Genomic DNA, 14,590 nt, shown 5'->3' with positions numbered 1-14,590 from the left:
GGCATTTTTCTATCTTTACAGAGGCCAGATTAAATTTGGATTGCTTTCAATGACTGCTTTGAATTGGTTTTGAATACGCTCAATCGCTTCTTGCGTATCCGCCTCGAAGCGCAACACCAAAATCGGCGTGGTATTGGAAGCACGCATCAGTCCGAAGCCGTCGGGAAATTCAACGCGCAAGCCGTCGATGGTGATGATTTCGGTCGCACCTTTAAACTTGGCATTGGCAGCCAACTCTTCAATCACTTTGTGGCCGTTGCTGCCTTCCGGCAGGTCAATGTTGAGTTCCGGAGTGGAAATGCTTTGCGGCAGCTTGTTCAACACTTCGGACGGATTATCGAAGGCAGACAGGATTTCCAAGAGGCGTGCACCGGCATACATGCCGTCGTCGAATCCGAACCAGCGTTCTTTAAAGAAGATGTGTCCGCTCATTTCACCGGCAACCAGCGCGCCGGTTTTTTTCATGGCGGATTTGATAAAGCTGTGGCCGGTTTTTTCCATCACAGGTTTGCCGCCGTGTTCTTTAATCCAAGGCGCAAGCAGACGGGTGGATTTGACATCGAAAATGACTTTCGCGCCGGGATTGCGGTTCAAAACGTCTTGGGCGAACAGCATCAGTTGGCGGTCGGGATAGATGATGTTGCCGTCTTTGGTAACCACGCCCAAGCGGTCGGCATCGCCGTCAAACGCCAAGCCGATTTCGGCATCGCTGTTTTTCAGTGCAGCAATCAAATCTTGCAGGTTTTTCGGTTTGGAAGGATCAGGGTGGTGATTAGGGAAATTGCCGTCCACTTCGCAGAAAAGTTCGGTTACTTCATTGCCCAAACCTTTATAGAGTTTGCCTGCAAATGCGCCGCCGACACCGTTGCCCGTGTCGATAGCGATTTTCATGGGGCGTTTGAGTTTGATGTGGCCGACGATGTGGTCGTGGTACGCGCCGGAAATGTCTTTTTCGGTTACGCTGCCTTGTTTGCTGGCGGCAACAAAACCGTCTTTTTCAATAATGGCTAAAAGTTCTTGAATGGCTTCGCCGGCGAGCGTGTCGCCGCCGAGCATCATTTTGAAACCGTTGTAATCGGGCGGATTGTGGCTGCCGGTAATCATCACGCCGCTGCCTCCGCATTCGTTGACGGCGGCAAAATAGAGCATGGGTGTGGCAACCATGCCGACATTGAGGACATCGATGCCGCTGTCGGTCAGACCGCGCTGGATGTGTGTCATCAGTTCGGGGCCGCTCAAGCGTCCGTCGCGTCCGAGCGCGATGCGGGCGATGCCTTTTTCGGCGGCTTTGGCGGCGATGGCTTTGCCGATGAGATAGGCGGCTTCGTCGGTCAGGGTTTTGCCGACGATGCCACGGATGTCGTAGGCTTTGAAGATGTCGCGGGCGATATTTGCCATGATGGTTTCCTTGTTGTGGTTTCAGGAAAGGAGGCTATTTTAACACGTTGCAATATTGTCTGAAGACCTGCGGGAGGTGTTCAGACGGCATATGTGCTTGGATTTTATGCCGCCTGAAACAAAAAAAGCAGCCTTTTATGCAGGCTGCTTCCGGATTATCGGTTTATACGGCTTCGGCTTTGATAATAATGACAGGTTCGGTCGGAACATCATCATGGTAGCCGTGGCGTTTGGTGGATACGCCTTCGATGGCGTCGACAGCGTCAAAACCGTCAACTACCTTGCCGAATACGGCATAACCCCAGTCTTGTACGACGGTTCTGCCGTACATTTCTTTGGAGCGGTGGTTGAGGAAGGCATTGTCGGCAGTGTTGATGAAGAATTGTGCACTGGCGGAATGGGGGTCGGAAGTGCGTGCCATGGCGATGGTGTATTTATCGTTGGGCAGGCCGTTGGACGCTTCGTTTTGAATCGGATCGCGCGTTTCTTTTTCGTTCATGTTTTCATCCATGCCGCCGCCTTGAATCATGAAGCCTTTGATGACGCGGTGGAAGATTACGCCGTCGTAGAAGCCGTCTTTGACGTATTGCTCGAAGTTTGCGGAAGTAACGGGGGCTTTGTCGAAATCGAGTTCGATTTTGATGTCGCCTTTGTTGGTGTGCAGGATAATCATATGTTTCCTTTCGTTGAAAATCACAGGCAAAATTGGGAGGCTTGCGGAAAATCCAATGCCGTCTGAACGGATTATGTCAGACGGCATCGTTTTAGGGAATCGGATTTACATCAGGAAGAAGTATGCCCACAGCGAAACCAGCGCGATACAGAGGATGTTCAGCAGTATGCCGACATTCATCATTTCGCGTTGTTTGATTAAGCCCGTGCCGAATACAATCGCGTTAGGCGGTGTGGCAACCGGCAGCATAAAGGCACAAGATGCGCCGACACCGATGACGAATACCAAGACTTGTTCGGGCAGACCCATTTGCGCGGCGATGCTGGCGAAAATGGGCACAAGCAGGGCGGCAGAAGCCGTGTTACTGGTGAACTCGGTCAGGAAGATGATGAAGGCGGCAACCACGAAAATCACCAGCAATGCAGGAGAATGGGAGAATGTGGAAGCAACTTGCTGACCCAGTGCTTCAGATGCGCCGGAAGATTGCAGCAGCGCACTCAGGCTGATACCGCCGCCGAAGAGCATCAATACACCCCAGTCGGTATTGCGGGCAACTTCCTTCCATTGCGCCACGCCGAATACGACGACAGCAACGGCGGCAATCAGGGCGATAACGGTATCGGGGTTGGAAATACCGAATGCGGCTTTGATTTTGGAGCTGAATACCCAAGAGACGGCGGCGGCAAGGAAAATCAACAGTGCGATAACGCGGTGCAGCGTCCACGGAATCGATTCGGCTTTAACTTCCACGCGCTCGTTCAGGTTGGGCTTAAGGATGACGTACAGGGAGAACAGCATCAGCGGCAGAATCAGCAGCATCATGGGCAGACCGAGTTTCATCCAGCTGACGAAATCGAGATTCAGGGCTTTGGCGGCAATCATGTTCGGCGGCGAACCGACGACTGTTCCCAAGCCGCCGATACTGGCGCAATAGGCAATGCCGAGCAAAACGAAGACATAGGTTTTGCGTTCTTTTTCCTGGTCGAGGTGGCTCATCATACCCATTGCCAAAGGCAGCATCATCGCGGCGGTGGCGGTGTTGCTGATCCACATGGACAGAAAGGCGGTAACGAGGAACAACATCAAAACCGCCGCTTTCATATTGCCGCGCGACAGGCGCAGCAGGCTGACGGCGATTTTGCGGTCGAGACGCTGCATATGCAGGGCGGTGGCGAGTGCGAAACCGCCGAAGAAGATGTAAATCGTCGGGTCGGCGAAACCTGCCATTGCCTTTTTGATGTCCATGTCGGGGAAACCGAGTACGACGGCGAGAATCGGCACCATCAGTGCGGTTACGGTAATGTGGACGGCTTCGGTGAACCAAAGTGCGGCAACGAAAATCAGCAGCGCGATGCCTTTGTTGGCATCGGGGGCGTAGGGCAGGATGTGGTAAATGCCGAAACAGGCGACGGCGGAAATAATGGTGGTCAGCAGCCCCTTAAAGTCGGTAATCGGCTTTTGCGCACTGAGCAGCTCGACGTTTTCGGGATGCTGGGTTTTGTCCTTTGCATGCAGGTTCATGAATGCTCCTTTAAGGTAACAAAATCGGTTTTTCTTTTGTGTTGTGCAATTCGAAACGGTTTGCGGAACCGCCGGTTCTGCAACTGGTTCGAGTATATTTGTAATCCGATGTAGTGTAAATATATTGTAAACAATTTGTCGGTTTTGCTTATGAGATGGGATTGATATGTAAGGAGAAAAACAGGATGCATCAGGGGGGATTCATCCTGTTTGGGAGAAATAAACCGATTCAGTCCGGGCGGCAGGCGGCGCGGGCGGCAAAGAGTGCGAGAACCGTACCCGCCATATCGGCAAGGACATCGCCCAAACTGCCGGTTCGCGTTGCGGTAAACCATGCCTGCGCGCATTCGCTGACTACGGCGAAACAGAAGGCGAACGCAATCAGGCTGCGGTAGGGGATGGGGCGGCTTTCGGTTCTGAATGCTTTGGTCAAAAGCCAGATTTGTGCGAAAAACAGGGCGAGGTGTGCGGCTTTGTCAAAATGCGGAAAAGGCGGCGGCGCGGTTTCGGCGGGTCTGAGCAGCGCATAGATGCCGCCCGCAAACCACAATGCGGAAAGCAGGGTAAAGCGGTTGCGCGGCAGCTTCATGCTGCCTCCTCGTCCAGCCACGTTTGGCAGATTTCGGACAGGTGCAGGAATTTTCCGCCGCGTGCGGCAAGTATGTCGCGCCATTGTGCCACTTCTTCGGCGGACGGTGCGTCGTCGATGCTGCATTCGTACAGCAGGAAATCAAGGGTTTCTTCGATGACTGGGACGGATTCAGTTTGGATAAGCTGCTTGAGTTCGGTCATGACTGTTCGGATATGGAAATCGGGGAAATGCCGTCTGAAAGGGCTTCAGACGGCATCGGGTCATTTGCTGTGCAGGAAGCGTGTTGCTTCTTCCCATTTGCCGGAAATGATGTCGGGTATGGCTTGCAGGGATTTGGCGATGGCATCGTCAATCTGTCGGCGGTGTTCCGCGCTGGGTTTGTTCAGGACATAGCCGACGACGAGGTTGCGGTCGCCCGGGTGGTCGATACCGAGGCGCAGGCGGTAATAGTCTGCCGTGCCGAGCCGTGCCTGAATGTCTTTCAAGCCGTTGTGTCCGCCGTTTCCGCCGCCGAGTTTGAACTTAATCCTGCCGCAAGGAATGTCGAGTTCGTCGTGGACGACGAGGATTTCTTCGGGTTTGATTTTATAAAACTGCGCAAGGGCGGCAACTGCCTGTCCGGAACGGTTCATGAACGTGGTCGGCTTGAGCAGCCAGACATCGCCGTCGGGCAGGGTGGCACGGGCGACTTCGCCGAAGAATTTTTTTTCTTCTTTAAACGAAGCCTTCCACTTCCACGCCAGTTCGTCGAGGAACCAAAAGCCTGCATTGTGGCGGGTCTGTTCGTATTCTTTGCCCGGGTTGCCCAAGCCGACAACCATTTTGATTGTGTTTGACATGATATTTTCCGTGTTTTTATCGAATGCCGTCTGAAGGCTTCAGACGGCATGGTTATTCTTCCTGATTTTGAACGCGTTTGCGGCGCGCTTCTTTGGGGTCGATCAACAGCGGACGGTACACTTCGATGCGGTCGCCGTCGCGCAGCGGCGTGTCGTCCTTGACGGCTTTGCCGAAAATGCCCAAAGGCGCGGAATGCAGGTTTAAATCTTCAAATATGCCGTCCAAACCGCTTTGCAGTGCGGCGGCGCGGACGGTTGTTCCCTCGGCAAGCTGCATCGTTTTCAAAACCTGCCGGTCGGGCAGCCCGTACACAATCTCAATTTCAAGCATAACGGCGATCCGCCTCTTTAACGAACGCCTCGACCAGCGTGGCGGAAAGGTGGTTGAAGACGGGGGAAATCATGGCTGAAAGGATGGCGTTGGAAAAATCGTATTCCAAATTGAATTCGATTTTGCACATATCGTCGCCCAAATCGATAAATTTCCACGTTCCACGTAAGGTTTTGAACGGGCCTTCGAGCAGTTCCATACGGATTTCCCTGCCCGGAATGTTGCGGTTGTGCGTGGCGAATGATTGGCGAACGTGCATATAGTCCATAAACAGCCGCGCCTTCAGTTCGTTGCCGTTGCGCCCGATGACCTCGGTTTTGCTGTACCACGGCAGAAAGTGCGGATAATCCTCAACCTTGTCGACCAGCTCGAACATTTTGTCTGCGCCATGCAGCACCAAGATGTTTTTTTCAACTTTTTTCACGGGCATCACCAATGCGGTCGTGTATTCGAAGGGCGGTATTATAGCGGTTTAATTTTAAACCGGTACAGCCTTGCCCCGTTCTGATTTCAATTTAAACCGCCATATCGCAGATTCGCAAAAACCGATACGGCTTTGGCGTTTCAGACGGCATTGGGCGGGAAATGCCGTCTGAAAACAAGATGGGAAAACGGCAGCTTGCGGGCTGCCGTTTGTTCGGGGAGTTAAGCCTTGTTTTCAGGCTGCTGCTCGGACTCTGTCGAGGCGGTGTCTGCCGGGGCAGGTGCTTCGGTTTCTTCCCGAGACGGAGCGTGCGGCGCGTTATCTTCCTCCGCGTCCGCATTCTCGCGCAGGTTGTGGCTGTAATCTTTGGGCGGGCTTGGCTGCTTGCCCGCCATAATTTCCAATACCTGATCGCGGTCGATGGTTTCCCATTCCATCAGGGCTTTGCACATGGTTTCCATCTTGTCGCGGTTTTCATCGAGGATTTTGTAGGCAACCTGATACTGCTCGTCCAAAATCCGGCGGATTTCCGCGTCGATGTCCTGCTGGGTTTTCTCGGAAATGTTTTGAGAACGGGTTACGCTGCGTCCCAAGAAGACTTCGCCTTCGTTTTCCGCATAGACCATCACGCCCATTTTGTCGCTCATACCGTAGCGCGTTACCATTTCGCGCGCCATTTGGGTTGCGCGTTCAAAGTCGTTTGATGCGCCGGTGGAGATGCGTCCGACAAAAATATCTTCGGCAATCCGTCCGCCGAACAGGATGGAGAGCTGGCTCAACATCTGATCTTTATACATACTGATGCGGTCGCGTTCGGGAAGCTGCCAAGTCAGACCCAGCGCACGTCCGCGCGGCATAATGGTTACTTTGTGGACGGGGTCGGTAAAGGGCAGGCTTTCGGCAACAATCGCGTGTCCGGATTCGTGATACGCCGTCGCACGTTTTTCGTCTTCGTGCATCACCATACTGCGGCGTTCCGGACCCATATAGATTTTGTCTTTTGCGTCTTCAAAATCGCTCTGATCGACTTTGACTTTGTTGCGGCGGCCGGCAAACAGGGCGGCTTCGTTGACCAAGTTCGCCAAATCCGCGCCGGAAAAGCCCGGCGTGCCGCGCGCGAGGGACAATAAATCCACAGATTCGTCCAAAGGCACTTTTTTAGAATGGACATTCAAAATCTGTTCGCGCCCCCGGATGTCCGGCAGGGGGACGACCACTTGGCGGTCGAAACGGCCGGGGCGTTGCAGCGCAGGGTCGAGTACGTCGGGACGGTTGGTTGCCGCAATGATGATGACGGTTTGGTTGCTCTCAAAACCGTCCATTTCAACCAATAATTGATTTAATGTTTGCTCGCGCTCATCATTGCCGCCGCCCAAACCTGCGCCGCGTTGGCGGCCTACCGCGTCAATTTCGTCGATAAAGATGATGCAGGGCGCATTTTTCTTTGCCTGTTCGAACATGTCGCGGACGCGGCTTGCACCGACACCGACAAACATTTCGACAAAGTCAGAACCTGAAATGCTGAAGAACGGTACGCCAGCCTCACCTGCAATTGCTTTCGCCAAGAGCGTTTTGCCGGTTCCCGGGCTGCCCGCCAGCAGGATGCCGCGCGGCACGCGACCGCCGAGGCTTTGATAGCGGTTCGGCGCTTTGAGGTAATCGACGATTTCCTGCACTTCTTCTTTGGCTTCGTCACAGCCGGCGACATCGGCAAAGGTCACTTTGTTGGCATCTTTGTCCAGCAGGCGGGCGCGGCTTTTTCCGAAGGAGAATGCGCCGCCTTTTCCGCCGCCGCCTGTCTGCATACGCATAAAGTAGAACCATGCGCCAATCAGCAGCAGGACGGGCAGCAGGCTGTAAAACAGGGCAGTCAGCGCGCTCGGTTTTTCTTCCGGCGTTACTTTTACGCGGACGTTTTTGTCTAAAAGCGTTTTGATTAGGTTGTCGTCCAAAGGCGCGTTGGTGAAGAAGGTGCTTTTGTCGGTGCGCTCGCCTTTAATCAGGTAACCGCTGACGACGGATCCTTCGATGTTGACGCCGGATACTTCGCCGTTGTTGACCTGTTGGATGAACTGAGAATATTCGATTTGTCCGTTGTCTTCTTTTTTACCGTCTAAAGCGTTGAACGCAGCCATCAGGCCGATACCCAAGGCGACCCAGACAAGGATTGATTTAAAGGTGTTCCCCACTTAGCAAGGCTCCATAATTGAGGTGTAAAACGGAAATGATTGTAAAGCACGCCGTCTGTATTGTCAGCGTTTATTTTTGCCCAATAAATAAATCTCACTGGAGCGATTGCGCGAGGCTTCGGGTTTGCGTGTCTGCACCGTGCCGAAAATTTCGCGCATGGCTGCCATGTATTCCTGATAGCCTGCACCCTGAAAGACTTTGACCAGAAAGCTGCCTCCGGTTTTCAGGTGTTGCGAGGCGAAGTCCAAAGCCAGTTCGCACAGATAAAAGCTGCGTGCCTGGTCGGTTACGGCATTGCCCGACATATTGGGCGCCATATCGCAGATTACAAGGTCGAGCGGGCGGTTGTCCAACAAGGTTTCAAATTGTGCCAGTACGTCGTTCTCGCGGAAGTCGCCCTGAATGAAGGACACGCCCCCTATGGCTTCCATAGGCAGGATGTCCAAGGCGAAAACTGCTCCGGAAGTACCCGTCAGCTTGGCGGCAACCTGCGACCAGCTTCCCGGCGCGCTGCCCAAGTCGGCAAGTACCGTGCCGGGTTTGATCAGCTTGTCTTTTTCGTTGATTTCCAAAAGTTTGTATGCGGCACGGGCGCGGTAGCCGTCTTTTTGCGCCATATGGACGTAATGATCGTTGACGTGTTCGTGCAGCCACGCTTTTGAGGATTTGGAACGTACAGCCATAGTGGTTCGCGGGTCGGAATGAAACCGCGTATTGTACGTTAATTTTGCCGTTGTCGTGCCAAATCGCGTACAATGCCGCATTATTCTTTTTATTCAAGCAGTAGGAAAATGACGGATAGCAAATTGAACACCAAAGAAATTTTGGAACTGAAAGCGCGCGCGCACCATCTCCATCCTGTTGTGATGGTCGGTCAGCAGGGTTTGACGGACGCGGTCATCAAGGAAACCGATGCGGCACTGACGGCGCATGAGCTGATTAAAGTGCGCGTATTCGGCGACGACCGTGCCGAACGTATCGAAATCTGCAATGCCTTGTGTGAGGCGGTTGACGCGCAACCGGTTCAGCATATCGGGAAACTTTTGGTATTGTGGCGTAAGAATATTGAAGCCTGATTTTGGAAGGGGTTTGTTCTTTAACGGGCGGGACGCTGTCCTTCGGCGTGGCATTTCGGTGTGCCGAAACCCTTTCCGGTGAAAACGGATTTTGATTACCGCCCGATGCCGTCTGCAAGTTGCGGCGGCTTCTGTATGATTTGAATTGTTGACAGGATGATTGGAGGAATTATGCAGTTTCCTTACCGCAATGTTCCGGCTTCGCGTATGCGCCGTATGCGCAGGGACGATTTTTCACGCCGCCTGATGCGCGAGCATACGCTGACTGCCGATGATTTGATTTATCCGGTGTTCGTATTGGAGGGATCGGCACGCGAGGAGGATGTGCCTTCTATGCCGGGCGTGAAGCGTCAAAGTTTGGACAGGTTGCTGTTTACGGCGGAGGAAGCGTCAAATTTGGGAATACCCATGCTGGCACTGTTCCCTGTCGTTACGGCAAATAAGACGGAATGTGCGCAGGAGGCGTATAACCCTGAAGGACTGGTGCCGACAGCCGTCCGCGCCTTGCGCGAGAGGTTTCCCGAACTGGGCATTATGACGGATGTTGCGCTCGATCCTTATACGGTTCACGGTCAGGACGGACTGACGGACGAAAACGGTTACGTGATGAATGATGAAACCGTAGAAGTCTTGGTGAAACAGGCTTTATGTCATGCAGAGGCGGGCGCGCAGGTGGTTGCCCCTTCCGATATGATGGACGGGCGTATCGGTGCGATTCGCGAGGCGTTGGAGGATGCGGGTCATATCCACACGCGGATTATGGCGTATTCCGCCAAATATGCTTCGGCGTTTTACGGGCCGTTCCGCGATGCGGTGGGCAGTTCGGGCAATTTGGGCAAGGCAGATAAAAAGACCTATCAGATGGATCCGGCAAATACCGATGAGGCGCTGCACGAAGTGGCGTTGGACATTCAGGAAGGTGCGGATATGGTGATGGTTAAGCCCGGTTTGCCGTATTTGGACGTTGTCCGCCGCGTGAAGGACGAGTTCGGCGTACCGACTTATGCCTATCAGGTTTCGGGAGAATACGCGATGTTGCAGGCAGCGATTGCCAACGGCTGGCTGGACGGCGGCAAAGTGGTTTTGGAAAGCCTGCTGGCATTCAAACGCGCCGGTGCGGACGGGATTTTGACCTATTACGCTATTGAGGCGGCAAAGATGCTGAAGCGTTGATTTTCGGCCGAGTTGATTGAAATGCCGTCTGAAACCATGGTTTCAGACGGCATTTTGCGTGGATTATACAGTCGTATCGAGTGCGGCGGAAATATCATTCCAAATATCATCTACATCTTCGATACCGACAGAGAAACGCAGCAGGCCGACCCTGATGCCCATTTCCATTTTCACATTATGCGGCACGCCGCTGTGGGATTGGGAATAGCAATGGTTGACCAAACTTTCCACGCCGCCGAGGCTGGAAGCCATTTTGACCAGTTTCATGTTTTTAATCACGCTATTAGCCGCTTCACGCGTGTCGTTTTTGAGATAAACCGTAACCACGCCGCCGATGCCTTTGGGCATTTGTGTTTTCGCCAGTTCGTAATGTTCGTGCGACGGCAGGCCGGGATAGAACACTTTTTCAATGGCAGGATGGGCTTCCAAACGGCGCGCAATTTCGAGCGCGTTTTGGCAATGGGCGTTCATGCGCAGAGCCAGCGTTTTGATGCCGCGCAACACCAGCCAGCAGTCCATCGGGCCGGCAATCGCGCCGGTATGCACCATCATGTCGTGCAGCGGTTTCGCCAGTTCTTTGGTTTTGGCAACGACGATGCCCATCAATACATCCGAATGGCCGCACAAATATTTGGTAGCAGAATGGAACACAAAATCGCAACCCATATCCAACGGCTGTTGCAGATACGGTGTGGCAAAAGTGTTGTCGATACCGACCAGCGCACCGGCTGCTTTGGCTTTCGCCGCAAGGGCTTTGATGTCTACCAAGCGCAAAAGCGGGTTGGACGGCGTTTCCAGCCAAACCAGTTTGACCTTGTGCGCTTTGAGCAGCTCGTCCAAATTATCCGGCTTGCCCAAATCGGCAAAAACAACGTTCACCCCCCATTTTTGATAAACATCGACCAATAAGTCATACGCGCCGCCGTAAATATCGGCGACGGCGACAATGGTATCGCCAGGGCGTAGGAAAGTGCGCCACACGGCATCAATTCCCGCCATACCGCTGGAAAACGCAAAACCTGCCGCACCGTGTTCCAAATCGGCAACGGTGTCTTCTAAAATCTGACGGGTCGGGTTGCTCAGGCGCGAATAACGGTAAGGCACATTTTCGCCAATCTCGTGCAACGCAAACATACTGTTTTGATAAATCGGCGGCATCAGCGCGCGGTTGTGTTCGTCGCAATCGTAGCCGGAATGGATGGCTTGGGTGGCGAATTTCATCTGTTTCTGCCTTGTAAGATATGAATAAGTCGGGATTTTATCACTATCCCGAAAATAGAAACAATCAATGCAGCCGCCAAAAGCAAGTGATATAATCTCGCATTTGCAGGCAGGCGGTCAACAGCGTTTTTTCAGATGGCATCTGCCTGCCATACAATACACACATCTCAATAATTATCTGAATATTAAGGACAAACAGCGCATGAACGCCATTGCAGACGTGCAATCCAGCAGAGATTTACGCAACCTGCCGATCAATCAGGTCGGTATCAAAGACCTGCGCTTTCCGATTACCCTGCAAACTGCAGAAGGCATCCAGTCCACCGTTGCCCGTCTGACCATGACGGTTTACCTGCCCGCCGAGCAGAAGGGTACGCATATGTCGCGCTTTGTCGCATTGATGGAGCAACATTCTGAAGCCTTGGATTTCGCACAATTGCATAGGCTGACTGCCGAAATGGTCGCGCTTTTGGATTCCCGCGCCGGCAAAATCAGCGTTTCTTTCCCATTTTTCCGCAAGAAAACCGCGCCGGTTTCCGGTATTCGGTCCTTACTGGATTATGATGTCTGTCTCACGGGCGAAATCAAAGACGGGGCATACGGCCACAGTATGAAGGTCATGATTCCTGTAACCTCGCTTTGCCCGTGTTCCAAAGAAATTTCTCAATATGGCGCGCATAATCAGCGTTCGCACGTTACCGTCAGCCTGACTGCCGATGCCGAAGTCGGTATCGAGGAAGTCATCGATTATGTGGAGGCGCAGGCGAGCTGCCAACTCTACGGCCTGCTCAAACGCCCCGATGAAAAATACGTTACCGAAAAGGCCTACGAAAATCCGAAATTCGTGGAAGATATGGTGCGTGATGTCGCTACTGCACTGATTGCCGACAAGCGTATCAAGAGCTTTGTCGTCGAGAGTGAGAATTTCGAATCTATCCACAACCATTCGGCTTATGCCTATATCGCGTATCCGTAGGCGTGTTTGCGATGAACTAAATGCCGTCTGAAAGGCATTGGGGCGGCATTCGCGAATCTGCCGCCGCTTCACTTTCCGAGCCGCCGAAGGACGGGCAAAGTCCGGATAAGGTCCGACGGCGAGGGCGGCTTGTATGGTGCGGCAGAGCCGTATCGGTTTGAAATCAATTTGCAATCAAAGTAATAATATGAATAGTAATATTTATGAAAAATTAGGAGATTAATGATGAAAAGAATTAAGTGCTTTTGTGATAAATTTCCATCAGGAGATACATTTAGAATGTGTATCATTCTGGATGACTATGATAATAGGGTTGATTATTATGTAGGAATATATGATTACATTACGTCTACCTTAATGAGCGATATTTACTATCGATCCACGATTGATGAGCATTTCAAGATTATAGAATTAATAGAAAATAATCCAAATGAAATTTATGATGATGGCGGTGGTCAACAATTTTGCCTAGAATTTCATCATGATAAGGTCATTTTTTACCACAATGAATTTGATGAAGAAGATGGTTATCCAGTATTAAGCTGTTCGCTGCATACTTTTAAAACTGCTTTAATTGCTTGGAATGCTTTTTTGCAATTGCCTAAAAGTATTCATTCGGTGGTGGAGACTGTGATTGAGGAATAAGCATAATTAGCTTAATGAATAGAAAAGGATGCACGATGACAGTATTAAGCAAAGAGCAGGTCCTATCCGCATTTAAAAACCGCAAATCATGCCGGTATTACGATGCGGCACGCAAAATCAGTGCCGAGGATTTTCAGTTTATTTTAGAACTCGGGTGTTTGTCGCCCAGTTCGGTCGGTTCGGAGCCTTGGCAGTTTGTTGTAGTTCAAAACCCCGAAATCCGACAGGCAATCAAGCCGTTTTCTTGGGGTATGGCGGATGCTTTGGATACCGCCAGTCATTTGGTGGTGTTTTTGGCGAAGAAAAATGCCCGCTTCGACAGCCCGTTTATGTTGGAAAGCCTCAAACGGCGCGGCGTTACCGAACCGGATGCCGTAGAAAAATCTTTGGCGAGGTATCAGGCGTTTCAAGCTGACGATATCAAGATTTTGGACGATCCGCACGCCTTGTTTGACTGGTGTTGCCGCCAGACCTATATCGCGTTAGCCAACATGATGACGGGTGCGGCGATGGTAGGTATCGATTCCTGTCCGATAGAAGGTTTCAACTATGCCGATATGGAACGCGTATTGTCCGGGCAGTTCGGTTTGTTCGATGCTGCAGAATGGGGCGTGTCCGTTGCCGCGACATTCGGCTACCGGGTTCAGGAAATCGCCACGAAAGCGCGCAGGCCCTTGGAAGAAACCGTTATTTGGGCATAAGGCAATGCCGTCTGAAAACGCAAGGATTTTCAGACGGCATTTTTTAATGCTTATTTAAAACGATTCGCCGGGAGCGAGATAACGCCATTTGCCGGGCGGCAGCCTGCCGAGCTTGACCTTGCCCATGCGGATGCGTTTCAGCCCGACGACGCGCAGCCCGACCAGTTCGCACATACGGCGGATTTGCCGCTTTTTACCCTGTTTCAACACGAAGCGCAGTTGGTCTTCGTTTTGCCATTCTACTTTGGCGGGACGCAGTTTCTCGCCGTCCAAACTCAATCCGTGATTCAGTAAGGCAAGTCCTTTTTCGTCCAATTTGCCGCGCACGCGTACTAAATATTCTTTTTCACTGCCGCTGTTTTCGCCGATAAGCTGCTTGGCGATACGGCCGTCTTGCGTCAACACCAGCAATCCGACTGAATCGATATCGAGCCTGCCGGCGGGGGCAAGACCGATTTTGTGTTTCGGATCGAAACGGATACGGCTGGTGTCGCCTTCCCAGTGATTTTCAGGGGTAATCAGTTCGGCGGCGGATTTATAGCCTTTTTCCGCTTGTGCGCTGACATAGCCGACGGGTTTGTTCAACAGGATGGTAATGCGTGCTGCCTGCTGTTCGTGGGCTTTCTTGTTCAGTTCGATACGGTCTGCCGGTGAAATTTTCTGACCAAGTACGGCGGTTTTGCCGTTGACCGTTACCCAGCCTTGTTCGATATAGCCGTCGGCTTCGCGGCGCGAACAAAGCCCCAGTTGCGCCATGCGTTTGGAGAGGCGCACGGCATCTTCTGTATGGCCGGGGGGAGTTTTTGGATTCATAGGTGTTTTCCGGTAAG

General features: G+C 52.3%; 17 protein-coding genes. 5 read left to right on the top strand and 12 right to left on the bottom strand.

Translation table 11 applies throughout. The features are described from left to right. Window positions 1-15 precede the first annotated feature (15 nt). From Q3O06_RS09035 to Q3O06_RS08990, 10 genes are all read right to left on the bottom strand, one after another. Window positions 16-1,398, bottom strand: coding sequence for a phosphomannomutase/phosphoglucomutase (locus Q3O06_RS09035; protein WP_301818497.1), 1,383 nt, complete (start codon window positions 1,396-1,398; stop codon window positions 16-18). A gap of 163 nt (window positions 1,399-1,561) precedes the next feature. Continuing rightward, on the bottom strand, window positions 1,562-2,071 hold the full coding sequence (locus Q3O06_RS09030) for a peptidylprolyl isomerase (protein WP_301818496.1): 510 nt from the start codon (window positions 2,069-2,071) through the stop codon (window positions 1,562-1,564). 105 nt (window positions 2,072-2,176) lie between these two features. Continuing rightward, window positions 2,177-3,592: an SLC13 family permease gene (locus Q3O06_RS09025; RefSeq protein ID WP_301818495.1), complete on the bottom strand. Its 1,416-nt coding sequence runs from the start codon at window positions 3,590-3,592 to the stop codon at window positions 2,177-2,179. 229 nt (window positions 3,593-3,821) lie between these two features. After that, a complete protein-coding gene (locus Q3O06_RS09020; protein WP_118820039.1) occupies window positions 3,822-4,181 on the bottom strand; it encodes a VanZ family protein in 360 nt (119 codons plus the stop codon). After that, window positions 4,178-4,384, bottom strand: a complete 207-nt coding sequence (locus tag Q3O06_RS09015) for a dioxygenase (RefSeq protein ID WP_118820038.1) — start codon at window positions 4,382-4,384, stop codon at window positions 4,178-4,180. The genes Q3O06_RS09020 and Q3O06_RS09015 overlap by 4 nt, the downstream gene beginning before the upstream one ends. Before the next feature lie 60 nt (window positions 4,385-4,444). Further along, window positions 4,445-5,023, bottom strand: coding sequence for an aminoacyl-tRNA hydrolase (pth, locus tag Q3O06_RS09010; protein ID WP_301818494.1), 579 nt, complete (start codon window positions 5,021-5,023; stop codon window positions 4,445-4,447). 52 nt (window positions 5,024-5,075) lie between these two features. Beyond that, window positions 5,076-5,354 carry an RnfH family protein gene (locus Q3O06_RS09005; RefSeq protein WP_002217575.1) on the bottom strand — a complete coding sequence of 93 codons (279 nt, stop codon included), beginning with the start codon at window positions 5,352-5,354 and terminating at the stop codon, window positions 5,076-5,078. Next, a complete protein-coding gene (locus Q3O06_RS09000) occupies window positions 5,347-5,778 on the bottom strand; it encodes a type II toxin-antitoxin system RatA family toxin (protein ID WP_301818531.1) in 432 nt (143 codons plus the stop codon). Before Q3O06_RS09000 ends, Q3O06_RS09005 begins: the two co-directional genes overlap by 8 nt. Window positions 5,779-5,999: 221 nt before the next feature. Continuing rightward, entirely contained in the window at window positions 6,000-7,967 is a 1,968-nt protein-coding gene (gene ftsH / locus Q3O06_RS08995; protein WP_301818493.1) for an ATP-dependent zinc metalloprotease FtsH, read from the bottom strand. Window positions 7,968-8,030: 63 nt separating this feature from the next. Next, window positions 8,031-8,651, bottom strand: coding sequence for an RlmE family RNA methyltransferase (locus tag Q3O06_RS08990; protein ID WP_301667891.1), 621 nt, complete (start codon window positions 8,649-8,651; stop codon window positions 8,031-8,033). 108 nt (window positions 8,652-8,759) lie between these two features. On the opposite strand from Q3O06_RS08990, the gene yhbY reads away from it, so the two are divergent. Both yhbY and hemB read left to right on the top strand, forming a co-directional pair. Then, window positions 8,760-9,044 (top strand): ribosome assembly RNA-binding protein YhbY, encoded by a 285-nt coding sequence (gene yhbY, locus Q3O06_RS08985; protein ID WP_118791821.1) that lies wholly within the window; start codon window positions 8,760-8,762, stop codon window positions 9,042-9,044. Between the two features lie 171 nt (window positions 9,045-9,215). Next, on the top strand, window positions 9,216-10,217 hold the full coding sequence (gene hemB, locus Q3O06_RS08980) for a porphobilinogen synthase (protein WP_107859197.1): 1,002 nt from the start codon (window positions 9,216-9,218) through the stop codon (window positions 10,215-10,217). A 63-nt stretch (window positions 10,218-10,280) separates the two neighbouring features. Here hemB and Q3O06_RS08975 read toward each other — a convergent pair whose 3' ends face one another. Then, the gene (locus tag Q3O06_RS08975; protein ID WP_301818492.1) at window positions 10,281-11,438 is read right to left on the bottom strand and encodes a trans-sulfuration enzyme family protein; all 1,158 of its coding nucleotides are present in this window, start codon (window positions 11,436-11,438) and stop codon (window positions 10,281-10,283) included. 202 nt (window positions 11,439-11,640) lie between these two features. Between Q3O06_RS08975 and folE2 the strand changes: the two genes are divergently transcribed. The 3 genes from folE2 (at window position 11,641) to Q3O06_RS08960 (ending at window position 13,760) form a co-directional block, all read left to right on the top strand. After that, a complete protein-coding gene (folE2, locus tag Q3O06_RS08970) occupies window positions 11,641-12,414 on the top strand; it encodes a GTP cyclohydrolase FolE2 (protein ID WP_373323518.1) in 774 nt (257 codons plus the stop codon). Window positions 12,415-12,639: 225 nt separating this feature from the next. After that, window positions 12,640-13,059: a hypothetical protein gene (locus tag Q3O06_RS08965; RefSeq protein WP_002232153.1), complete on the top strand. Its 420-nt coding sequence runs from the start codon at window positions 12,640-12,642 to the stop codon at window positions 13,057-13,059. A 35-nt stretch (window positions 13,060-13,094) separates the two neighbouring features. Beyond that, window positions 13,095-13,760: an NAD(P)H-dependent oxidoreductase gene (locus Q3O06_RS08960; RefSeq protein WP_301818490.1), complete on the top strand. Its 666-nt coding sequence runs from the start codon at window positions 13,095-13,097 to the stop codon at window positions 13,758-13,760. A gap of 54 nt (window positions 13,761-13,814) precedes the next feature. On the opposite strand, the gene Q3O06_RS08955 is transcribed toward Q3O06_RS08960, so the two are convergent. Next, window positions 13,815-14,573 (bottom strand): pseudouridine synthase, encoded by a 759-nt coding sequence (locus Q3O06_RS08955; RefSeq protein WP_301818489.1) that lies wholly within the window; start codon window positions 14,571-14,573, stop codon window positions 13,815-13,817. Window positions 14,574-14,590: the final 17 nt, after the last annotated feature.

This window comes from Neisseria maigaei, from assembly GCF_958267405.1.
GTDB lineage: Bacteria > Pseudomonadota > Gammaproteobacteria > Burkholderiales > Neisseriaceae > Neisseria > Neisseria bergeri.
Note: the sequence above shows the minus strand (reverse complement) of the source record. Positions and strands in the feature narration are given on the sequence as shown.